18 protein-coding genes and 1 riboswitch are annotated in these 20,962 nt (G+C 52.9%); of the genes, 5 read left to right on the top strand and 13 right to left on the bottom strand.

Going from position 1 to position 20,962, the window contains the following annotated elements; genetic code table 11:
- Positions 1 to 9: 9 nt before the first annotated feature.
- The 11 genes from NST96_RS09140 to NST96_RS09090 form a co-directional block, all read right to left on the bottom strand.
- Positions 10 to 954, bottom strand: coding sequence for an ABC transporter permease (locus NST96_RS09140; RefSeq protein ID WP_003387683.1), 945 nt, complete (start codon positions 952 to 954; stop codon positions 10 to 12).
- A 3-nt stretch (positions 955 to 957) separates the two neighbouring features.
- On the bottom strand, positions 958 to 1,890 hold the full coding sequence (locus tag NST96_RS09135; RefSeq protein ID WP_024984465.1) for an ABC transporter permease: 933 nt from the start codon (positions 1,888 to 1,890) through the stop codon (positions 958 to 960).
- A gap of 18 nt (positions 1,891 to 1,908) precedes the next feature.
- Complete coding sequence (pepV, locus tag NST96_RS09130; RefSeq protein ID WP_024984464.1) at positions 1,909 to 3,342, bottom strand: dipeptidase PepV; 1,434 nt, start codon at positions 3,340 to 3,342, stop codon at positions 1,909 to 1,911.
- Positions 3,343 to 3,367: 25 nt separating this feature from the next.
- On the bottom strand, positions 3,368 to 5,419 hold the full coding sequence (locus NST96_RS09125) for a sigma 54-interacting transcriptional regulator (protein ID WP_031932342.1): 2,052 nt from the start codon (positions 5,417 to 5,419) through the stop codon (positions 3,368 to 3,370).
- A gap of 68 nt (positions 5,420 to 5,487) precedes the next feature.
- Entirely contained in the window at positions 5,488 to 7,143 is a 1,656-nt protein-coding gene (locus tag NST96_RS09120; RefSeq protein ID WP_003387689.1) for a peptide ABC transporter substrate-binding protein, read from the bottom strand.
- A gap of 69 nt (positions 7,144 to 7,212) precedes the next feature.
- Positions 7,213 to 8,238: an asparaginase gene (locus tag NST96_RS09115; RefSeq protein ID WP_039069887.1), complete on the bottom strand. Its 1,026-nt coding sequence runs from the start codon at positions 8,236 to 8,238 to the stop codon at positions 7,213 to 7,215.
- A gap of 276 nt (positions 8,239 to 8,514) precedes the next feature.
- A complete protein-coding gene (locus NST96_RS09110; protein WP_155807993.1) occupies positions 8,515 to 8,673 on the bottom strand; it encodes a hypothetical protein in 159 nt (52 codons plus the stop codon).
- 10 nt (positions 8,674 to 8,683) lie between these two features.
- On the bottom strand, positions 8,684 to 8,980 hold the full coding sequence (locus tag NST96_RS09105) for a 4Fe-4S dicluster domain-containing protein (RefSeq protein WP_003387692.1): 297 nt from the start codon (positions 8,978 to 8,980) through the stop codon (positions 8,684 to 8,686).
- Positions 8,980 to 10,275, bottom strand: coding sequence for an FAD-dependent oxidoreductase (locus NST96_RS09100; protein ID WP_171506964.1), 1,296 nt, complete (start codon positions 10,273 to 10,275; stop codon positions 8,980 to 8,982). The genes NST96_RS09105 and NST96_RS09100 overlap by 1 nt, the downstream gene beginning before the upstream one ends.
- Positions 10,259 to 11,290 carry an electron transfer flavoprotein subunit alpha/FixB family protein gene (locus tag NST96_RS09095; protein WP_342406107.1) on the bottom strand — a complete coding sequence of 344 codons (1,032 nt, stop codon included), beginning with the start codon at positions 11,288 to 11,290 and terminating at the stop codon, positions 10,259 to 10,261. Before NST96_RS09095 ends, NST96_RS09100 begins: the two co-directional genes overlap by 17 nt.
- Positions 11,287 to 12,117: an electron transfer flavoprotein subunit beta/FixA family protein gene (locus tag NST96_RS09090; protein ID WP_003387698.1), complete on the bottom strand. Its 831-nt coding sequence runs from the start codon at positions 12,115 to 12,117 to the stop codon at positions 11,287 to 11,289. Before NST96_RS09090 ends, NST96_RS09095 begins: the two co-directional genes overlap by 4 nt.
- Before the next feature lie 328 nt (positions 12,118 to 12,445).
- A riboswitch (glycine riboswitch) is annotated at positions 12,446 to 12,555 on the top strand.
- Between the two features lie 290 nt (positions 12,556 to 12,845).
- Between NST96_RS09090 and NST96_RS09085 the strand changes: the two genes are divergently transcribed.
- Positions 12,846 to 14,201 carry a sodium:alanine symporter family protein gene (locus NST96_RS09085; protein WP_024984461.1) on the top strand — a complete coding sequence of 452 codons (1,356 nt, stop codon included), beginning with the start codon at positions 12,846 to 12,848 and terminating at the stop codon, positions 14,199 to 14,201.
- 42 nt (positions 14,202 to 14,243) lie between these two features.
- Here NST96_RS09085 and NST96_RS09080 read toward each other — a convergent pair whose 3' ends face one another.
- A complete protein-coding gene (locus NST96_RS09080; protein WP_024985259.1) occupies positions 14,244 to 15,689 on the bottom strand; it encodes an IS1182 family transposase in 1,446 nt (481 codons plus the stop codon).
- 277 nt (positions 15,690 to 15,966) lie between these two features.
- Here NST96_RS09080 and NST96_RS09075 point away from each other — a divergent pair, with 277 nt between their 5' ends.
- The 4 genes from NST96_RS09075 to NST96_RS09060 all read left to right on the top strand — a co-directional run bounded on the left by NST96_RS09075 (position 15,967) and on the right by NST96_RS09060 (position 19,535).
- A complete protein-coding gene (locus tag NST96_RS09075; protein WP_243014936.1) occupies positions 15,967 to 16,725 on the top strand; it encodes a TrmB family transcriptional regulator in 759 nt (252 codons plus the stop codon).
- 92 nt (positions 16,726 to 16,817) lie between these two features.
- A complete protein-coding gene (locus NST96_RS09070; protein ID WP_024983876.1) occupies positions 16,818 to 17,999 on the top strand; it encodes an MFS transporter in 1,182 nt (393 codons plus the stop codon).
- Positions 18,000 to 18,688: 689 nt separating this feature from the next.
- Positions 18,689 to 19,048, top strand: a complete 360-nt coding sequence (locus NST96_RS09065) for a hypothetical protein (protein WP_327926498.1) — start codon at positions 18,689 to 18,691, stop codon at positions 19,046 to 19,048.
- A gap of 31 nt (positions 19,049 to 19,079) precedes the next feature.
- Positions 19,080 to 19,535 carry an N-acetyltransferase gene (locus NST96_RS09060; protein WP_003387704.1) on the top strand — a complete coding sequence of 152 codons (456 nt, stop codon included), beginning with the start codon at positions 19,080 to 19,082 and terminating at the stop codon, positions 19,533 to 19,535.
- 49 nt (positions 19,536 to 19,584) lie between these two features.
- Here NST96_RS09060 and NST96_RS09055 read toward each other — a convergent pair whose 3' ends face one another.
- A complete protein-coding gene (locus NST96_RS09055) occupies positions 19,585 to 20,916 on the bottom strand; it encodes an ATP-binding protein (protein ID WP_003387705.1) in 1,332 nt (443 codons plus the stop codon).
- Positions 20,917 to 20,962 lie beyond the last annotated feature (46 nt).

The raw sequence follows: 20,962 nt of genomic DNA, 5'->3' as shown, positions 1-20,962 counted from the left end.
CCTCCAGTCCTACTCGCGCAGACGCGGATCAAGTGCATCCTGCAAGCCGTCTCCAAATACGTTAAACGCAAACATCGTCAGTGAAATCATCAGGCCAGGGAAGAAAAGCCGCCACCAGTCGCCTGTCAAAATAACCCCCATCGCATCGTTGGTCATGGTTCCCCAGCTTGCGTCCGGCGCTTGCACGCCCAGGCCCAGGAAGCTGAGGAATGATTCCGCGAAAATCGCAGACGGAATCGTAAAGGTCAGGTTGACGATGATGACACCGATCGTATTGGGAATCAGATGTTTAAACAAAATTCGGGAAAACTTGGCTCCCAGCACTTGAGAGGCAAGGATGAACTCCTGGTTCTTCAACTGGAGGATTTGACCGCGCACAAGCCGCGCCATCCCTGTCCAGCCGGTAGCCGAGAGCGCGATGATAATAGTGAGCATCCCCGGTTCCATCACGACCATCAGCAAAATGACGACGAGCAGATACGGCAACCCGTACAGTACCTCGATCACACGCATGATGATGGTGTCGATCCGCTCACCCCGCTTTCCTCTGCCGGCCATGTAACCGGCAATACCGCCGACGGTCACGCCGATAATCAAATCGATCAGAGCGGCAACTACGCCAATCGTGAGGGAGATGCGGGCTCCGGCCCAGGTACGGGCGAACATGTCCCGGCCGAGATCATCCGTTCCGAACCAGTGCTCTGCCGACACCGGCTTGTTTTTCGTGAGCAGGCTTTGATCCGATGCGCTGTAAGGCACCAGATGGGGACCGATGATTGCCATCACCACGAGCAGCAGGATGATCGCAAGACCGAGCATGGCCAGTTTGTTTTTTACGAGTTTGCGCACCACTTGCTGAACATTTGTCAGACTGGGGCGCATGGATATGTCATGGGCTTCCGACTGCTTGGAAAGCGGTCGGAACAGCGGATCGATACGTTGTTCCATCGCCACTGGTTATCCCTCCTTGTTCGTCAGCTTAATTCTCGGGTCAATCAGGGTGTACGCCAAGTCGATCAGGAAGATCGTTACGATCAGGATGGAGCTGTAGAAAATCGTCGTTCCCAAAATTACCGGGTAGTCGCGGTTAAAGATTCCATCCACAAAGTATTTCCCGATGCCCGGAACGGCGAAGATTTTCTCCACCACGAACGTTCCCGTAATCAACGAAGCGATAAGCGGTCCCAAGAAGGTGACGACCGGCAGGATCGCGTTGCGAATGCCGTGCTTGACCACAAGCGCAAAGGTAGGAACACCTTTGGCTTCTGCGGTGCGAATGTAGTTCTGGTTCATCACTTCGATCATGCTGGCCCGCATGTAACGGGTGATGATCGCCAGCGGCCCGAAAGCCAAGGCGAGCGACGGCAGAACCGTATGCATCCAGGTGCCCCACGTTGCGACCGGAAAGATCGGAAACTTGATCGCAAAAAAGTTGATCAGGAGCGGCGCCATGATAAAGCTCGGAATGGCAATGCCTAGGACGGCTATCGCCATCGCAGCGTAATCAAGCCATTTGTTTCGGTTCAGCGCTGCGATGATTCCAAAGGTGATCCCGAAAAATATTGCAATGACAATCGCTTGCGCCCCCAAGGTAGCGGAAGCGGAAAATCCGTCGGCGATCATATCGTTTACGCCGCGCGTGTCTGACTTGATCGATGGACCGAGGTCAAGCATGACGAGGTTTTTCAAATAGAGCACATACTGTACGGGCAACGGCTCATCGAGGTTGTATTTGGCGCGCAGGTTGGCCAAAATTTGTTCCGGGAGCTGATCCGATTCGGAAGCAAACGGATCACCAGGGATGGCATGCATCAAAGAAAACGTCAGCGTCACGATGATCCACAGTGTGAGCAGCATCATCAGAACGCGTTTTACGAGGTAATGGGACATGGCTCAACCTCCATGATGTTATTTCGCCAGTTCGTACATGGCTTCCGCGTAGATAGCCATCGCCCTGAGCAAGTCGTCAATCTCTGCGTACTCATCGGTGAGATGAGCCATCGATTTCTTTCCGGGGAAGAGAGGGCCGAATGCGACTCCTGCTTTCAGCGATTTGGCATAGGTTGCACCGCCGGACGAAAGCAGTGTCGCTTCCTCTCCCGTATGATTGGTGTAGACGCGGGAGAGTGTTTGGATGACCGGATGATCCTTCGGTACGTAATGGGAGCGCGACGTCCTCAGGCTGGCTATCGTGACGTCCAGCTGCGGGGCCCGTTCCTTCAGTTTTTCAACGTACTCTTCCGGATTAATCGTCGCAGGGTAGCGAATATTCAGTCTGACAGAGCCGCCTTCGTTGCGGTCATAGGTCAGGATGCCGGCATTGACGGTCAAGCGCCCTGTAGCTTCGTCGGCGCAGGCAAGACCGAGCTTTTCTCCGTAGTAGTCCTCATGCAAAACATCGGACAACAGATTCAGGAAAGTTCGATCAGATCCGGCGAACGGCAGGCGATTGAGGAAGCTTGCCATAATTGTCCCCGCATTTTTTCCCTTGAACGGCTCCATGCCGTGGGCAGGCAAGCCTTTGGCAAAAAAGCGAAGTGAACCGTCGCCGCCCGGAATCACCTCTCCTGTGGCTCCATGTGCGAAAAGATGCTTTTGAAAGCTCTCTTGCAGATCCCGAATGGCTTGTTCGTTATCCGCGGCGGCCGGCAGAGAAACGATGGCAACCGCTTTTTCCGGTACGCTGTTCCCCTGGTCGCCAGAAGCAAACGAGAGCAAATTCCAAGACGACGAGTCATTAGACGCAATGCGCGGCGCAATCGCCAGCGTCGGATTGATCTGTCCCTTTTCCGCGTGAATCATAGGGAAGGATGCATCCGGGGAAAAGCCTACCTCCGGCAGCTTTTCTACCTTGGTGTAATGCTGCATGCAGAGCCAGCCACTCTCTTCATCCGTGCCGATAATGAGGCGAATCCGTTTGGATATCGGGAGCCCGGAGTCCTTCAACAGCTTCAGGGCAAAATACGCAGCCAATGCGGGCCCTTTGTCATCAATTGCCCCCCGGGCGTAAATTTTGCCGTCCCGAATGTCGGGCTCAAACGGCGGCGTCGTCCATCCTTCGCCAACCGTTACAACGTCGACGTGCACGAGAACGCCGATTTCCTCTTCGCCCTCGCCGTACTCCACATATCCGGCGTAGCCATCCAGATTTTTTGTGGCAAAACCGTCCGCTTCGCCCAGCTTGAGCAAGTATTCAAGCGCCTGAGCGACACCCTCGCCGAACGGCTTGCCCTCAGATGCGGTCGTCAAATCCTCAATGCTGTTGATTGACAAAAACGGAATCAGCTTGTCCAGATAACTCTCTTTCTGCGCTACAGCCGCTTCTTTCCAGTTTCCGCTCATCTCGATTCCTCCCTATCCGGTAGCTTTACTTGCAAAAGGCGAGAAACGCTTCTCCCTTTGATGAGATACTGCTGCCCTGCCGGCCCTTGCCGACACGGATCAATTCATCCTGCTGAAGCATTTTCAGACGGTAGCGCAGCTGCTGCGTGGTCAAGTCGATTCCTCGCTCGCGCAGCTGCTCCTGAAGTGCGTATCTCCCGCCTCCTGCCGTGGACAGCTCTTGAAGAATGGCGGTCATTTCGAGCAGAAACCCGCGCTTTTCGTACGCCTGATAGACTTCTTCACATTCATGCTGCAAGCCATCTGCTTCCAACGGGACAACGGCTGCAGTCTGCAAAAAGGGCAGATGATACGCGTAAACCTCTTCCTCCACCACGTGTGCCAAATACTCCACGACATTTTCCAGCTCGCGGATATTTCCCGGCCAGTCGTACGCCTGCATGGCGTTCAAAGCTTCGCGCGACAGGGTAAAAGGAGGGCGTCTCAAATCTACACAATAACGACGGATAAATGCGTCTACCAACCACGGAATATCTTCCGCCCGTTTTCGCAGCGGCGGCAAATGAATCGGCAAAATATTGAGCCGGTAATACAAGTCGGCCCGAAACCTTCCCTCTTTGACCATTTGCTGCAAATCCTGATTTGTGGCGGCGATGACCCGGATGTCGATCGGGATTACCTTGTTGCCCCCTACGCGCATGATCTGCCGCTCTTGCAGCACCCGCAGCAGCCGATTTTGGATCGCTCCGCTTGCGTCCCCGATTTCATCGAGAAAAATCGTCCCTTTGTGCGCCAATTCAAACCAGCCGATGTGTCCGCCCTTTCTCGCCCCGGTAAAAGCTCCCTCCTCGTAGCCGAAGAGCTCGCTTTCCAGAAGCGATTCGGAAATCGCGGCAAAGTTTACGCCGACGAACGGCTCCCGTTTTCGCGGGGAGGCATTGTGAATGGCTTGTGCCAGCAATTCCTTGCCCGTTCCCGTTTCGCCGAGCAGCAGCACGGTGGAATTGCTTCTGGCAATTTTTTTGGCGATCTGGATGACCTGTTGAAAGGACTGGCTTTTGCCGTAAATTTCGTCAAAGCTGTACTTGGCGATCAAGCCTTTGCTGTACAAGCGCAACCGGTAGTCGTGCTCCATCTTTTCGATCTCCGCTGCCTTCCGAAACAACAGCAGACTCCCCAGATAGCGTCCTTCCATGACGATGTGCATTTTTCGGAAAAAGTAAGTCCGGCCTGCCCAGTCCACGAGCACTTCTTCATTTTCGTCGCAGTCGCGAACCGTCTCCATAAAGTCTTCCGGCAGACAAACGGCCGCTTTCTCCCCTTGGACACCCGGTCCGTGCAAATGAAGCGTATCGATGGCTTTCTGATTGATAAACCGGATGACTTCTTGCTCGTCCAAAGCGATGACTGCGTCTTCAATCCGGTTGACAATACCCTCCAGATACATTTGCAGCAGGCGGGCATGAAGAATTTCATTGTTCAACTGCTTCGTGATGTAAATGAGCGACTGCATGGTGCGGGCTGTTACCTTTTGGAAATTCCCGTTGTCAAAATGGGCGTAAATCTCCAACCACGTAGACAAGTCGATGACCCGAAAGCCGATGTCGACGACCTTGCGAATCGTCGGAGGAACATGCTCGGCCTCGCCCGGCGTTACGGCGATGTCAATGTCCAGCGGATAATCAGATCCGGGGTAATACGGATACAGCTCAAAGTCCATCCCCGATGCGATCAAAAGCCTCATCGTTTCATCCACCGTCTCGGCCGTATCGCTGACGAGCAGTACCTTCACACCTCTTGGTATCTCCAGCATTTCCCGCAGGTTGTGATAGGGCAGCATCCGCTTTGCCACGATCGCCCTGGAGTCTTGCGGCAAATACGGCTCCACCTGTTCGTAGATGCTTTTCGTGGAGAGTACAACCAGTGAACCTTCGGCAATCGGCCGGTAAGGCAGCTGGTCGACCCGCCGACCTTCGATATGAAAGTCTTGCGAGATGCCCAATTCATGGCATTGACTAACCACGGATTGTAAAAATTCGTCCATCTTCGCAACAAAGGTTACAGTCTTTTTTTCCATGAGTACCCGCTCCAAGATGTATAGTGAGGACAAGGGCGGGATTGCAAGCCCTTGTCCTCACTATCGTACTATTTTTTCGAAATTTCGGCCCACTTGAAGTCAAGCGTTCCAACAGGGTGACGGATAATGCCTTTTACATTCGGCTGATCCATGAACACTTTGGTACCAAAGTAGATCGGCACAAGCGGCATATCGTCCATGAACATCTTCTCGGCATCGTGCATCAGCTGGAAGCGTTCTTTTTCGTCAGCCGTATTGCGGATTTTTTCTACCAGCGCATCGTACTCTTTGTTGCTGTAGTTGATGCGGTTGCCAGGATGATCGGTCACGAACAGCTCCAGGTAGTTGAGCGGATCGCCGTAATCAGCCGGGATGGTGGAACGGGAGATTTGCAATTGACGGGCGCGCTGGTCGGCCAGGAACACTTTCCATTCCTTGTTCTCCAGCTTTACATCAACACCCAGGTTTTTCTTGTACATTTCTTGCAGTACTTGCGCGATCTGCTTGTGGGCGTCGCTTGTGTTGTACGTCAAAGTAACCGGCGGAAGAGTCGTGTAGCCTTCTTCTTCCATCCCTTTTTTCAACAGCGCTTTTGCCTGTTCTACATCGTTGTCCTTGATGAAATCGCCGCCGACTTCACGGAAATCGCGGCCGTCCGGTTCAGGGAAGCCGACCGGGATATGCGCCAGTGCCGGAAGCTGTTTTCCTTGTGCCACGTTGTCGATCAGAGCCTGACGGTCGATCGCCAGTGCAAATGCCTTGCGGATGTTTGCGTTTTGGAACGGCTCCATTTTGACGTTCATCCGGTAGTAGTAGATGGATGCTTCCGGTTCCACTTTCGCTTCGCCAGAATCGATCAGTTGCTTTTTCATATCGTTTGGCACGGTTTGGATCATGTCCAATTGGCCTGTTTTGTACATTTGGTATTGGGTGTTTTCGTCGTTTACCATGACCCAATCGATGCCCGCGTATTTCACGGAATCCTTATCCCAGTAGCCTTCGTTCTTTTCTACTTTGACGGATTGATCATGTACCCATTCGGTGATTTTGAACGGTCCGTTGCTCACGAGAGTAGATGCTTCCGCAGCAAAGTTCGGATTGCTTTCTACCACTTTTTTGTTAACCGGGAAGAAGGTTGGCTGAGTCAGGATGTGCAGGAAAAATCCCGCAGGAGACTTCAGCTTTACTTCCAGTGTCTTCTCATCGATTGCTTTGACTTTTACGCCGTCGGCTGTGCCTTCGCCCTTGTTGAACTCCTCGGCTCCCTCGATGTAGTAAGCCAGGAATGCGGACGGGAATGCGTTCTTCGGATCGACGATGCGCTTGAACGCGTATTCAAAGTCTTGCGCCGTTACCGGATCGCCATTGGACCATTTGCTGTCGCGAAGCGTAAAGGTGTATGTTTTTCCGTCTTCGCTCACTTCCCACTTCTCGGCCATCGCCGGCTGCGGCTTGTGATCCTTGTCCAGGCGGGCAAGGCCCTCCATCGTTGCGTTCAGCACTTCGTTGGAGGTGCTGTCAAACCCTTTCGGCGGATCGAGAGAAGGCGGCTCCGTCTTCAGGTTCAACCGAAGCTTGGCCGAAGCGTCTGCTTGTCCTCCCGTTTCCCCCGCTTGCTGCTTGCCTGGATCTGCCGGTGCTGCTGACTGGCTGCAGCCTGTCAGCACCAGCGAGAGCAGCAAAGCGGAAGTGCTCAGTACTTTCCATCCTTTGCGCAAATTCATCGCAGGATTTCCCCCTTTTTTATGCTTGTTGTATATATGCGTAAACGGCTGTCAGGAAGCAACGAGCCTTTACACGCCCAGTGGAGTGTTGCTTGCGTGCAGGGTAAAGGCAGTTTCAATACGGCCTACTGCCTTTCCGCTCATGTTCTTTACGATCGGGTTGGTGTACTCTGCGAGCTTCTCAAGCGGACCGTCCGTGCCGATGCCGAGCTGGCGAAGCACTTCATTGACCACCGCGTATATAGCGCGCGGTCCACCGTCCTCGATCTTCACAGCGATGCCGATGCCTGTTTGACGGTCGCCCAGGCAGTATACGGACTCTGCACCTGCCTTGCCAAACACTCGTCCGGCAAAGGCCGTCATCAAATCGGTACAGTAGCGGTTATTGCCGCCGACCATTTCCGGATGCGCAATCATCGCATCGGTGATCCGGGCAACCGCCTGACGGCGAGTCGGATTTTCGATCACGTCGGGCCTTGCCATTTTGGCGTACGCCCAGGCGTAGTGGGCCAGTGGCAGGCGGTGAACAGGAACGCCGCAACCATCCGTTCCCAGAACGATTTTGCCTTTTGGATAGGAAGTCAGATCGACAACTGCATCCAAAATGCGCTGCTGCACGGGGTGCTCAGGCAGATGGTACGTGGCTACTTCTTCTCCCATGTGTACAGCTGTAGCGATCATCCCTGCATGCTTGCCGGAACAGTTGCTGTAGATCGGGGTCAATGGCTTGCCCGCACGGATCAGTTCCTTATAGCTTTCCTCGTCGCGAGGCACATGGGTTCCACATTGGAGCATTTCTTCCGGCTGTCCGGCGCGTATCAGCATTTCCATCGCCCGCGAGCGGTGACGCGGCTCGCCGCTGTGTGAAGCGCAGCAGAGAGACAGATCGGCTGGTTCCAGTCCAAACTTGTCCGCTGTTCCCGTCTCAATGACCGGAATCGCCTGGATCGGCTTCATGCTGGAACGCGCGAAGGTTTGGCGATGAGGATCACCGTAGGAATAAAGCAAGTTTCCGTTTGCATCGACGACAGCTACATGACCGAGGTGTGTGCTTTCTACCGCATCCCCCCGGTATACGTTGGCTACCAGGTTCATGACTAATCTCCTTTGGTGTTGAAATATGGAGTTGCTATATAAACGAGTTATTGCAAGATGCGTGCCAACCATTCCGACAAGTCGAAGGACGTTGAATTTTCGCTTAATTCCTACGCTTCAGGCTGTTCCATAGATTGTGACCAATTAGTATTAGGTTACCCTATTTTTATTAATAGGTGAACAATTTGTTTAAAATAGGTGAAATAAATTCTAACAAAAATGAAAAGCACCCCTTTTCCCCCAGCACCGGGGAAAAAGGGGCACCCATTGGCCCAGTTATTCGGTTGCTCCTTCTTTGCGCAGGCATTCGGCCTTCTCCAAGCTGACGAATGTATCCTCCCACATGACCAGATACTGCTCTCCCTTTATGTCCAGGATGATTCCCCTCGCCCCGTCACCCGCGTACGTCACGACTTCGCCCACTTTAAACATCATCCATCGCCTGTTACCCCAATCTGAAGATGATGCCGTGTCCGCCTTTGGGGTATACCCATTTGATGTTTTCATGTGGACAACCGATCCGGCAGCTTCCGCATTCGTGACACCCTTCGTATCCCACATGCATTCGCACCTCTTCCCACTTGTACACTTCTGCCGGACAAAAAATCGTACACAGCTTGTCGGGACATTTTGTGGCACATACATCCGTATCCAATACGTGCAGGTGCGACTCCGTATCCGCCTTGAAGCGGACCAGGTACTGCTTTTCCTCGATCGATTGACCTTTGGGCAGTTCCTTCATCACTTCATCACCCTCCAAGCCTGCATCAGATCGCGGGCCATTTTCCACTTTTCTTTGGCGGAGCCAAGCTCCCTCCAGATTTTCTTTTGCTTCTCCCACTTGGAGCTGCCATCGACGGTGAACATCTGGCTGGCGGCCCTGTTCATGAGCGGAATGTACTTCTCGAAGTAATGCGGGTACTTTTCAAAGTGGTGCGTGGCATCCTTGTATTTTTTCATGTCCTGTCCAACGAAGCTGTCCATCAGCCTCTGCCGGTAAGAGTCGAGCATGGAAGCCGAAAAGTCTCCCGCAGCTTTAGCTTCGAGGATGGCCTCTGCCGCCAGCACCCCTGAAGTCATCGCCATATTGGAGCCTTCCCGGTGAATCGCGTTGACCAGTTGAGCCGCGTCCCCCACTACAATCACGCCATCGCCTACGACCTTCGGGATCGAGCGGTAGCCTCCCTCCGGAATCAGATGCGCCAGGTATTCCTGCTGCTCCGTTCCCTGAATGTACGGCCGGATGATCGGGTGCTTCTTGACGTAATCCAGTAGCTGATGCGGCTTGATCTTGTTCTTGATCAGGCCGGACAGCATCGCGCCGACGCCGATATTGAGGCTGTCCTTGTTGGTGTAGAGCCAGGCTGTTCCGAGAATTCCTTTGGTCGCGTCGCCGAAGATTTCAAACGTGCAGCCCTGGTCCTGCTCCAGGCTGAAGCGGTCTTCGATGATTTTCCGGTCGAGCTTGAGCACTTCCATGACCGCCAGCGCCACCTCGTCCGGGCGAAACTCCTTGTGAAAGCCGAGCGATTTGGCCAAAAGGGAGTTTACCCCGTCAGCCAGCACGACCACATCGGCAAACAGATCGCCGTCCGGGCGGTCTGTCCTCACCCCGATGACCTTCCCGTTTTCAACCAGACACTCAGTCACAACCGTTTCATTGACGAGCAGGGCTCCCTGCTGAACCGCCTTTTCTGCAAACCACTGGTCAAACTTCGCCCGAAGGACGGTGAAGTTGTTGTACGGCTCCTCTCCCCACTCCAGGCCCTTGTAGCTAAAGGTGACGGCGGATTTTTCATCGAGCAGCATGAACCGCTGCTCCACGATCGGCCGTTCGACTGGCGCTTCCTTGTAGAAGCCGGGGATAATATCCTCCATCATTTTGCGGTACAAGACGCCGCCCATCACGTTTTTGGAGCCCGGATACTCGCCCCGCTCGAGGAGCAGGACGTTGACACCCGCCTTTGCCAGCGTATACGCGCAGGACGTACCGGCCGGCCCCGCTCCCACGACAATGACATCAAATTTTTCCGCCATACTGTACCTCCTTGCCAGCCGTCACCTGGAGCGCGTCGATCAGCATCGGAACGATCTCGAATGCATCCCCGGCAATGCCGTAATGACAGGATTGGAAAATGGGCGCCTGCGGGTCTTTGTTGATGGCAATGATCAGGCCGGAGTTCTGCATGCCGACCAGATGCTGGATCGCTCCGGAAATGCCAATGGCAACATACAGCTTGGGCGTGACTGTCACCCCGGTTTGGCCTACCTGGTGGGCGTGATCGATCCATCCCGCCTCGACGGCATCCCGGCTCGCCCCTACAGTGCCTCCGATCGCCTCGGCCAGGCGATGGATGAGCTGAAAGCCTTCCTTGCTGCCGAGCCCCTTGCCCCCTGCGACGATAATGTCAGCCTCGTCCAGGCGGATTTTTGTCTGCGTTTCCCGGACGATCTTCAGCACCTTGGTCCGAATGTCTTCCTCCCGCAACGGGATGGATTCCTCGATGAGCTCTCCTTTGCGGCTGGTGTCGATCGGGAGCGCTTTCATGACCTTCGGCCGCACCGTGGCCATTTGCGGCCGGTGCTTTTTGCAGAGAATCGTGGCCATGATGTTGCCGCCGAATGCGGGCCGGCTCGCTTCCAAAAGCCCTGTCGCCTCATCCACATCGAGCATCGTCGTATCCGCAGTCAGCCCTGTCTCCAGATCGGTGGCAACCGCGCTGGCGAGGTCCTTGCCCGTCGAGGTCGCACCGTACAGGATCGTTTCCGGCTTGTGCTTTTCTACGCAAGCAATGACTGCACGCATGTACGATTCGGTCCGGTAATCCCGGAAAACGGGATCATCGTAGAGATAGACCGTATCGGCACCGTAGTGAAACGCGGTCGCGGCCAACTGCCGAACTCCCTCTCCAATCAGTATGCCGGCCAGGGGTACTCCCCGCTTGTCTGCCAGCTTTCGCCCCGCTCCCAAAAGCTCCAGGGAGACAGGCACGATTTTCCCGTCCTGGTGTTCGAGGAATACCCACACGCCTTTGTACTCGTCCAGATTCATGCCCGTGCCTCCTTCCCTGCAAAGAGCTCTTGTTTCTGCTGCAAAATTTCCATCAATCGCTCAACCTGCTGCTGTGCCGATCCCTCCAGCATTTCGCCGCCTTTTGGCTTTTCCGGAGGCCAGACCTTGGCCACAATCGTCGGGGAGCCTTTGAGACCCAGCAGTGTCCTGTCGACGTCCTCCAGATCGCTGACCGCCCAGATTACGGGCTGGTAGCGTGCGGCGCGAAGCATGTTGGGCAGCGGCGAATAGGGTACCTCGTTGATTTCCTTTTCCACCGAAAACAGGCAGGGCAAAGCGGACTGAATCACTTCATAGCCGTCCTCCAGCTTGCGGTGGACGATGGCATAGCCTTGCTGCTTGTTTACCTCGACCACCTTTTTCACGCTGGTCAAAGGCGGGATGTCGAGCCGTCTGGCAATGCCCGGTCCTACCTGGCCCGTATCCCCGTCGATCGTCATCTTTCCGCAGATGATCAGGTCGATCGGCTTTTCCTTGGCAATTTTTTCGAGGGCTTTCGTCAGCGCATAGCTGGTGGCCAGCGTATCTGCCCCGGCAAAGGCCCGGTCGGTAATCATGTACCCCTCATCCGCACCGATCTCGATGCATTTCCGGATCGCTTTGACAGCGGGCGGAGGCCCCATGGTCAGGACGGAAACTGTTCCCCCGTACCTTTTTTTCAAGCGGACAGCTTCCTCCACGGCATGCGCATCGTACGGATTCAAAATGGCAGGCGCGCTGGAACGGTCCATCGTATTTGTCTTCGGGTTCATCTTGATGATCTTCGTGTCCGGCACCTGTTTGATACAGGCGACGATATGCAGCATGAAAAACTCCCCCCTTGCAGCCCGGCGGGGCATCGTTTCGATGGCAGCTCTTGCACAGGTTGTCTCTTTTTGACACGACGCTTCGGGCGGCATGTTCATCATTGATATAACGTATTGCTCAGCGCTGTCGAATAGACCAAGAACTGCCAGAAGCGGGGGATCGATCAATTTTTTTCAATCCATTGACAAGCTCGCTTCGCTCCTTATAATTGATTTATAAATCACATATCGTTCGGATGAACCATTCAGGAGAAGACAGATGTCTACCGACGGGGCAAGGGAACCTTCCCGAAACTCTCAGGTCTAGGAAACTAGTAAAACTGCATGGGGACGAGCCTCTGGAGAGACTCCCTCTTTTTTCAAAAAGAGGATTGGGCACCGAAGGAGCAAATTCGCCGCGGCGAATAATCTCTCAGGTAAAAGGACAGAGTGGACGCTTGGACTTATACAAAAACGGTTAGTAATTTGTCGATAAAAAGCTTTGCTGTCAGTTCTCTCGAAGATATTCGTTCTTCGTATGACGAAGTTTTTTATGTGTTGCAGAAGGTTGAACATTTTACATGTTGCTAAACTTTTCTGCGCCCATCAACAAATGCGGTTTGCCGCCGGTTTTTTGTATTCTTATTTACGTAATTTTGTACGTCCTGCGACCGTCTCCAGAGAACATTTCATTTTCGGGTGAAATGTTTTTTCTTTTTCTCTTCAAAAACAGCAAGGGGGAAACCGAGATGGACATGCTTATGCAATGGTTGGAAATGGTGAATGGATTTGTGTGGGGACTGCCTACGCTGATACTGCTCGTCGGCACTGGGGTAATGCTGACGATCCGCCTTCGAGGGCTGCAGTTCAGAAAGCTGTGGTATGCGCTGCGCCTCGCTTTTGGGAAGCAGCAGGAGCAAACAGCGGCTGGGGACATCAACCACTTTCAGGCGCTGATGACCGCGCTTGCGGCAACGATCGGGATGGGAAATATCGCCGGGGTGGCCACGGCTGTCGCGGTCGGCGGACCGGGTGCTCTGTTCTGGATGTGGATCACAGCTCTGTTCGGGATGGCGACGAAATACGCCGAAGCGATTCTCGCTGTCAAGTACCGCATCCGGCAGGCTGACGGCACTTTTTCCGGCGGACCGATGTACTATTTGGAGAAAGGGTTGAAGCAAAAATGGCTCGCTGTTTTGTTCGCCTTGTTTGGAACAATGGCTTCCTTCGGGATCGGAAACATGGTCCAGTCCCATTCCGTCGCTGAAGCGGTACAGTTGAACTTCTCGATCCCTCCGGTCGCAACGGGGATTGTGCTGGCTGCCTTTACCGCCTTTGTCATCCTCGGCGGCGTAAAAAAGATCGGACAGGTCACCGGCGTCATGGTGCCGTTTATGGCCCTTTTCTATATCGTTGCCGGAATCATTGTCGTGCTCTTTCATGCGGGGCAAGTACCGCAGGCATTGGCAGACATTGTACACGGAGCGTTTAACGGCACTTCGGCTGCAGGCGGCTTTTTGGGAGCGACCGTAGCCATGGCGATCCAAAAAGGGGTTGCCAGGGGTGTCTTCTCCAACGAGGCCGGTCTGGGCAGCGCACCGATCGCAGCCGCGGCGGCAAAAACAGACGAACCGGCCAAGCAGGCGCTCGTTTCCATGACAGGGACGTTTATTGATACGATTCTCGTCTGTACGATCACAGGGCTTGCTTTGGTCACTACGGGAGCCTGGTCCACCGGTATGTCTGGCGTGGAAGCGACTACCTACGCCTTCCAAAGCGTCTTCGGTCAAGCCGGCAGCTACGTGCTGGCCGTTGCCATCATCCTGTTTGCCTACTCCACCATCCTCGGGTGGGCGTATTACGGCGAGAAATGCTTTGAATATTTGTTCGGCAAAGGCTCTGCCAAATACTACCGATTCGTCTGGGTAGTCATGGTCGCTGTCGGAGCAACGATGAAGCTCGATCTGGTCTGGACGCTCTCCGACATCATGAACGGCTTGATGGCAGTGCCCAACCTGATCGGCCTGATCGGACTCTCCGGTGTGGTCGTTGCCGAGACGAAGCGCTTTTTGAATGGGCCTCTGGAGTCGAAGCTGTCACAGTAAATATGCTCTCACCCCAAAATTTTCCCCCTCATAATGAGGGGGTCAGGTTGCAGACAAACTCCCTCGCTGAACGAACAGCAGAGGGAGTTTGTTTAATAATTTGATGAAAATACCGAAGGTGTTTTGATCGTTCACCTTTTGGCGACCTGATTTCCATAGCCAGGTCGCCATTTTTTTCAAGTTCATGGCAGCGAAAACAAGCATCGCCTGCATCGTGACCTTCTCCAGTCCTCGTAAGGTCGTCCAACGCATGCCATGCTTTTCCTTCATATCAGCGAATACACGTTCAATCGTTTCTTTCCGTTTGCTATAGATTTGTTTGTTTTCCTCGGTATGCCGGAGGTGGTCTACCTCTTCGAGGTAATCAGCCCAGATGTGGCGACTCACTCTCTTTGTGTAGTCTTTACTTTCCGTGCATTGTTTCAAGAACGGACAACTTCGGCAAACTTGAGAATTTGATCGATAGATACGGTACCCATCCTTGTTTGTTGTCTCATATGTTAAGATTTGCTCGTTCGGGCAGATGTAGCAGTCGAAATATTCATCATACACATATTCGTGCTTTTTAAAAAAACCTTCTTTGGTGCGTGGTCTTGTGTAGGGCATAACGGGGCGAATCTGGTCATCAAGGAGTGTTTTACTGATGTAAGGCGTCTTGTATCCCGAGTCCACTGCCACAGCTTGAGGCTGTGCAAACGTCTTTCGCACTTGATTCAAAACATCCTCAAAAACCTGACTGTCATGCACATTGCCTGGCGTTACCTTGGCACCAAGCACAAATCCATTTCGATCACATGCTGTATGAAAACTATAAGCAAATACACGTTCCTTTTCCCCTTTTACAAACAATCCGCAATCCGGGTCAGTTGTGCTGACTTTCACCTCCTTCTTCGAAGTTTCTGTCTTTTTTTCAAGGGGCTTCTTTCCATGTGCAATACGATCCTGATTGATTTCTTCGTCCAGCAGCTCTTGATATTTCTTCGCTTGTTCTTCAACGATTTCTTTCACGTATTTATGCTTATTCGCACTGGCTTTTACATGCGTAGCATCAATGAAAAGCACATCAGGCTTCACGAATCCATGATGAACCGCCTCCTCCAATATTCGAAGGAAGATCGACTCGAAGAGTTGAGTATCCCGAAAACGGCGAACATAGTTCTTGCCTAGGGTCGTGAAATGGGGAATGGGCTGACTGAAATCATAGCCAATAAACCACCGATAGGCAACATTGGTTTCGATCTCTTTAATCGTTTGTCGCATGGAACGAATTCCAAAAATATATTGGATGAAAGCAATTTTAACTAAGACTACAGGGTCAACACTGGGTCTGCCATTGTCATGACAGTAAAGGCTTTCCACCAAGTCATAGATGAACGAAAAGTCGATTGCATTTTCAATTTTTCTTACGAGATGATCTTCTGGCACCAACTCATCTAGCGAGAATGCAGATATCTGATAACGCCCTTCGGCCTCTTGCTTATTAAGCATAATGCCACCTCTAAAAAATAACTTTTGAAAACGTAACATGTTCTATATTCAACAAAAAAGCCTGCAGACCCTGTTCCTTACGGAACTTTGTCTACAGGCTGTCCCCCTCATAATGAGGGGGTTTTCCTATTTCTGCGGGATTCGTTTTGCGGGACGAGCGCACTTGCGGAGCGGATGCTCCCCCCTCCTCGTGACATTACCGGACTTGCGGAAAAAAGTGTGTATAATAGAAGGCATATCTTCTATGCACGGATCAAACCGGTTGGAGGGCATTGTCATGTTGGAAACATTCGGATTTTCCCATTACGAAAGCAAAGTATATGAGACGCTCGCGGCAAGCGAGTCTCCCATGGATGCCACAATGATCGTCAAGCATTCCGGCGTTCCCAAAGCGAAAATTTACGAAGTGCTGACCCGTCTGGTAGACAAGGGCCTGGTCCTCGATTCTGTGTCGGATAAAAAGAAATGGTATACCGCTCTGCCGCTAAACAGCCTGATCGACAAGCTGACCAGTCAATTTCAGCACGACGTGGAGCGGCTCAAAACCTCTTTGGCCAGCAAGCAGGTACGGGATGACCGGATTTGGAACCTCAAGGTCGACTCCTCCATACGCGCTGAAAGCAAGCACTTGATTCAGCGAGCCGTCAAGTCCATCCGCATCTCCGCCTGGAATGACGATTTTGCCGGATTTATCCCTCTCCTCGAGGAAAAGGAACGGGAAGGCGTAGAAGTGGAAGCGCTGGTGGTCGGAGAGATACAGACAAACCTCAAACGGGTCCACGTCTTAATCCCTTCGGACGAGCACGAGGGATTGGAACGCTTCCAGCTCATCGTAGCGGATCAGGAGGAGATCATGTTTGCCGGAGAAGAAAACGGCAACTGGCAAGCTATTCAGACGAGAGCACAGCCGTTTGTCAAATTCTTCGCCGACTTCTTTTTCCATGACGTAGCATTGGCCCGCATTACGCAAAAGCATTACGACCTGCTTTTTGGAGACGAAGAGATACGGCGCATGCTCATCCGGCTCCGTTACTAACATCATCCATGATTTTTTTCTTGAATGCGCAGACCAAAAAGGTTACCATCATGGTGGTAACCTTTTTCAGGTGCAGAAAGGAGCTCTTCTGTGTGAATCCTCGCGTTTTTATTCTTGCTATTGCAACCTTTGTGGTCGGGACGGTGGAGCTGATCATCGGCGGGACGATGAATCTGATCACCGCAGACCTGAATATTCCGCTTAGCGCCGCCGGGCAATTGATTACAGTGTTTTCCCTGTCGTTTGCCGTTTCAGCGCCAATCCTAATGCACGTCACTCGAAAAATTGCCCGCAAGCGCCTTTATTTGCTGGCCCTGTTCGGCTTTTTTCTGAGCAATGTGCTAGCCGCGCTCAGTCCGGTGTACTCGGTCCTGCTCATCGCCCGGATTCTTTCCGCCTCCTGCGGGGCCCTGCTGACCGTCTTGTCCATTTCAATCGCCACGCAAATCGTCGAGCCTGCCTACCGGGGCCGGGCATTGGGCATCATCTTCATGGGGATCAGCGGCTCTTTGGTGCTCGGTGTCCCGATGGGAATGACACTCGGCAACGCATTTGGCTGGCGTGCTCCGTTTTGGCTCATCGCCGGACTTAGCCTTGTGGCGATGCTCTGCCTCAGCATTATGCTGCCCAATGTTCAAACGCCTCCGGCGATACCGCTGCGGCAACAGCTCGCTTCATTGAAAAGCGAGAAGATCGTCAGCGCCCAGTTGATTACGATGCTGATGCTGACCGGCCATTTGACGCTGTATGCGTACTTTACTCCCTTTTTACAGGAAACGATGCAGTTGGAAGGAGCCTGGCTCAGTTTTGTCTATCTGCTGTTCGGCGTCGCTGCAGTCATGGGCGGGGGCGTAGGCGGATGGATTTCCGATAAATGGGGGCCGCCCAAATCAATCCTCGTCATCGTTTCGGCCTTCGGGCTGGTGATGGCATCCCTGCCCTTTACCACCGGATCGCTCTACGTATTTTTGATCGTGATGGTGGTGTGGAGCGCACTGAGCTGGGCCATTTCACCCGCCCAGCAGAACTACTTGATCCAGACCTCTCCCCGGACAGCCGACATTCTGCTTGGGTTGAACACCTCTGTCCTGCACGTCGGGATCGCGCTTGGATCGGCTGTCGGAGGCATCGTGATCGAGAAAGCCTCGGTTCAGTACAACGCGTGGGTCGGCGCCTGCTTCGTCCTGGTTTCGCTGGGGTGTGCGGTCTTTTCCATTACCCGTCCCGGTTCCGAAAAGACGACTGCAGACGCTGCTTCAACTATCGACGCCTGAATCGCCAATCAACAAATCAGATCGTCCACAGCCGGCCCGTCCGGCTGCCCAGAAAAAGGCTTTGCGAGCGATGGCCCCGCTCCCGAAGCCTTTTTCTCGTTTCCAGCCGAATCTGGACGGTTCGGCTGGCCCCCTATTGGCATCTTTTCTGCCGAGAAAGCTTCCTGCGCCGGACAGACCGACCTCTTATTCCAGACCATTACAAAAAACGTAACTTTCCATCCTGTCATTCGTATCGAATTATGGCAGATTAAAAAATTGCCAAATATGGTGAATATCATTAAAAAGGGAGCAAGTTTGCCATGCAGCAAAAAAGGACTATAACCGTCTTTTGACGGTCAATAAGCTTTTGCGACCGTCGAACAATGGATGCCAGGGAAGGAAGCGGATTGCCTTGATCCAGGCCTGATCCGGCAAGCGGGGGAATGGCTGGGAGCCATGCATCGCCTCTCCGCAGAAAACGCCATTCCGTTTACTTCTTTCAGCCCGTGGAGCATGTTCGGCCCAACTGACGATCTCGCTGAAGACGTCTGCACCCCCCAAAAGCAGTGCAAGCCAGCGAAGCGAATCAAAGCTTGTGGCAGGAAATTTACGCGTTATACGAGAAAAAACGGACGTTTCTGGAGATATTGTGGCCAGATTTCCCCGCAGAAGCGGTATAAGGGGATTTTTCTCTGAATAACCTGCTCGTGGATGATGACGGCAGCCTGTGCAGCATCATTGACTTTCACCTTGCAGCAAACGATGTCTTTCTCTGTCACTTCGCCGGTGAAGCAGCGTTCTTGGCCTACGAAGCGGACCGGAAGGATGATGACTCCGAAGAGACGGGAGATCTGTACTTTGGCGCATTTGCCGCAGGATATTTCAAAAACCGGCAGCTCCATGATCTGGAACGGGACTGCTTGCAGGATGTGCTCAGGATAAAAAGAGCGTTTGCCTGTCATCAAGTGGACGATGTGCTGGACAAGTTCAACGCCGGAGAAATCGGCCAGGTTGACATGGCACTGGAAAAGATCCGATTTTGTTTAACGAAAACACTTCCTGTCTGATTGCTCATTTGTGAAGGGAGACGAATGGAAAATGACTATCCGTATCGAACAAGCATCACATGATCATTTTACCGACATCATCAAGCTGTGGAATGAAAATTGCAAAGAAGTAGCAGAAAGCGAACTGTCTGCCGAAGAACAGGAGAGTATCCATGACCAGCTCGTGCAATACACCCAATCCCGTTTCGGCGTGGTGTATGTAGCGCTCGACAGCGCTTCCAGACTGATCGGCTATGCTCTTGCCTCTCTGAAAAAAGATTTGATCGAAGACATCTTCCTCGGCCAAATCGACGAAGTATACGTTGTGCCGGAATATCGCAGACAGCACACGGCAAAAGCGCTTGTGGCAGAAATGAATGACTGGTTTCAGCGCCAGGAGGTCTCAGCCGTTTCCGTACTTGTCGATGTGGAGAACACTTCAGCGCAAAAATTCTGGGAGAAGATCGGCTACGGCAAGGAGTTTTTCGTTATGTCCAGCGATGAGTGATTGGGACGAAAGAAGCTGCCCTTAAAAAGGGGCAGCTTCTTAGAAATATTCATCTCTTCTTCACAGGCAAACGAACCTGAAACCTCGTGACTCCGTTCGCCGATTCGACGTCAATTTCTCCTGCGTACTTCCTTATGACCTCCCGGACGATCGAAAGACCGATGCCTCTGGGCGGCTCGCCATCGCGCCGTTTCGTGCTGACCCCCTCCTGGAAGATCGCCGTCAGTTGACGGGGCGGGATTTCGGGGCCGGTATTTTCCACCGTAAACCGGTACGCCGAATCATCCTCCTGGCAGCACAGCCGGATTCGCTTTTCTCCTTCCGCCTCCTCGGCCGCCTCAATTGCATTGTCCAGCAAATTGGACAAAATCTTGATCAGATCAACGGAAGGAATCTGGTCAAATGGGTGCTGGCTGACCTCCAATTGCATCAAAATTTGACGTGTCCGTGCCTTTTCCCATTTGGTATGCAGCAAGACCATCAACGCCGGATTTTGTATCCGTACGGACAGATCGAGTACTTTGGCCTCCCGAATCAGGGTCCTGATGTACTCATGCGCCTTGTCGTAATACCTGCATTCGATCAAGCCGTACAGAACCTGCATGTGATTGACAAAGTCGTGGCGGATCGAACGCATCGAGGCAATCACGGAACGGATCTCGTCCTGATACGTTCTCTCCGTATCCCCGACGGCCGCTTTCAGCTCGCGACGGTACCATTTTTGCAGCAAGAGGAAAATTGCCGCCAGCAGCGCGACAAACAATGCATGAAAGACAAAAGTGTATGTGCTGCTGCGCAACACTTCCCGGCCGATGCTGTACATATTGTCCGCGCTGACATCCACACCGAGAATGCCGATCACATGTCCGGCTTCGTCGTAGATGGGTGCCCCTGCCGACACGTACTCCCCATAAATCGGGTCTTTGATGACATCGGAATAGTAGCTGTAGCCCTGTTTCACCTGCCCGATTTGCTGTTCCGTCACGTTGCAAATTTGTCCAGGCGGAAACGAAAGCGGCGAATCGGGCGGGTGGGCGGTTACAACGGTTTTGGCAATTTTTTGGCGATCATCGATTTGCATCGTATAGACGTACAAAGCACCTGCCATCTCACGAGCGGCTTGCAGCTGCTCCTGAATTCTGGCAAAGGCGGCTTGATTGCTTGCAGGCGCTCGCAACAGCGTCCTGTAGGCCGATACGTCCAGTTTCCCGGCAATATATGCTGCTTCCTGCATGCTTTTAGATGCGAGGGAGATGTGCACGGATTTCATCGTGTTTCGATAGGAAACGGCCACATTAACGGCTGTCAGCACGAGCAGTATAATCGCGGCTATCCATAACACCAGCATGACACGGGGTTTTTTATATATGGTTACAAACATGTTCTCTACCCCATTGCGGACCCTATGGCATCCCCTTATCTTACAG

Source organism: Brevibacillus sp. FSL K6-2834 (assembly GCF_038592925.1).
GTDB lineage: Bacteria > Bacillota > Bacilli > Brevibacillales > Brevibacillaceae > Brevibacillus > Brevibacillus borstelensis.
The sequence above is the reverse complement of the archived record's forward strand: the minus strand, read 5'-3'. Positions and strand labels throughout refer to the sequence as shown.

Bases quoted from the DNA above. Each gene is read 5' to 3' on its own strand.
- NST96_RS09135 (WP_024984465.1), bottom strand. From the start codon at position 1,890: ATGTCCCATTACCTCGTAAAACGCGTTCTGATGATGCTGCTCACACTG.
- pepV (WP_024984464.1), bottom strand. From the start codon at position 3,342: ATGAGCGGAAACTGGAAAGAAGCGGCTGTAGCGCAGAAAGAGAGTTAT.
- NST96_RS09125 (WP_031932342.1), bottom strand. From the start codon at position 5,419: ATGGAAAAAAAGACTGTAACCTTTGTTGCGAAGATGGACGAATTTTTA.
- NST96_RS09120 (WP_003387689.1), bottom strand. From the start codon at position 7,143: ATGAATTTGCGCAAAGGATGGAAAGTACTGAGCACTTCCGCTTTGCTG.
- NST96_RS09115 (WP_039069887.1), bottom strand. From the start codon at position 8,238: ATGAACCTGGTAGCCAACGTATACCGGGGGGATGCGGTAGAAAGCACA.
- NST96_RS09110 (WP_155807993.1), bottom strand. From the start codon at position 8,673: ATGATGTTTAAAGTGGGCGAAGTCGTGACGTACGCGGGTGACGGGGCG.
- NST96_RS09105 (WP_003387692.1), bottom strand. From the start codon at position 8,980: ATGAAGGAACTGCCCAAAGGTCAATCGATCGAGGAAAAGCAGTACCTG.
- NST96_RS09100 (WP_171506964.1), bottom strand. From the start codon at position 10,275: ATGGCGGAAAAATTTGATGTCATTGTCGTGGGAGCGGGGCCGGCCGGT.
- NST96_RS09095 (WP_342406107.1), bottom strand. From the start codon at position 11,290: ATGAATCTGGACGAGTACAAAGGCGTGTGGGTATTCCTCGAACACCAG.
- NST96_RS09090 (WP_003387698.1), bottom strand. From the start codon at position 12,117: ATGCTGCATATCGTCGCCTGTATCAAACAGGTGCCGGACACGAAGATC.
- NST96_RS09085 (WP_024984461.1), top strand. From the start codon at position 12,846: ATGGACATGCTTATGCAATGGTTGGAAATGGTGAATGGATTTGTGTGG.
- NST96_RS09080 (WP_024985259.1), bottom strand. From the start codon at position 15,689: ATGCTTAATAAGCAAGAGGCCGAAGGGCGTTATCAGATATCTGCATTC.
- NST96_RS09075 (WP_243014936.1), top strand. From the start codon at position 15,967: ATGTTGGAAACATTCGGATTTTCCCATTACGAAAGCAAAGTATATGAG.
- NST96_RS09060 (WP_003387704.1), top strand. From the start codon at position 19,080: ATGACTATCCGTATCGAACAAGCATCACATGATCATTTTACCGACATC.
- NST96_RS09055 (WP_003387705.1), bottom strand. From the start codon at position 20,916: ATGTTTGTAACCATATATAAAAAACCCCGTGTCATGCTGGTGTTATGG.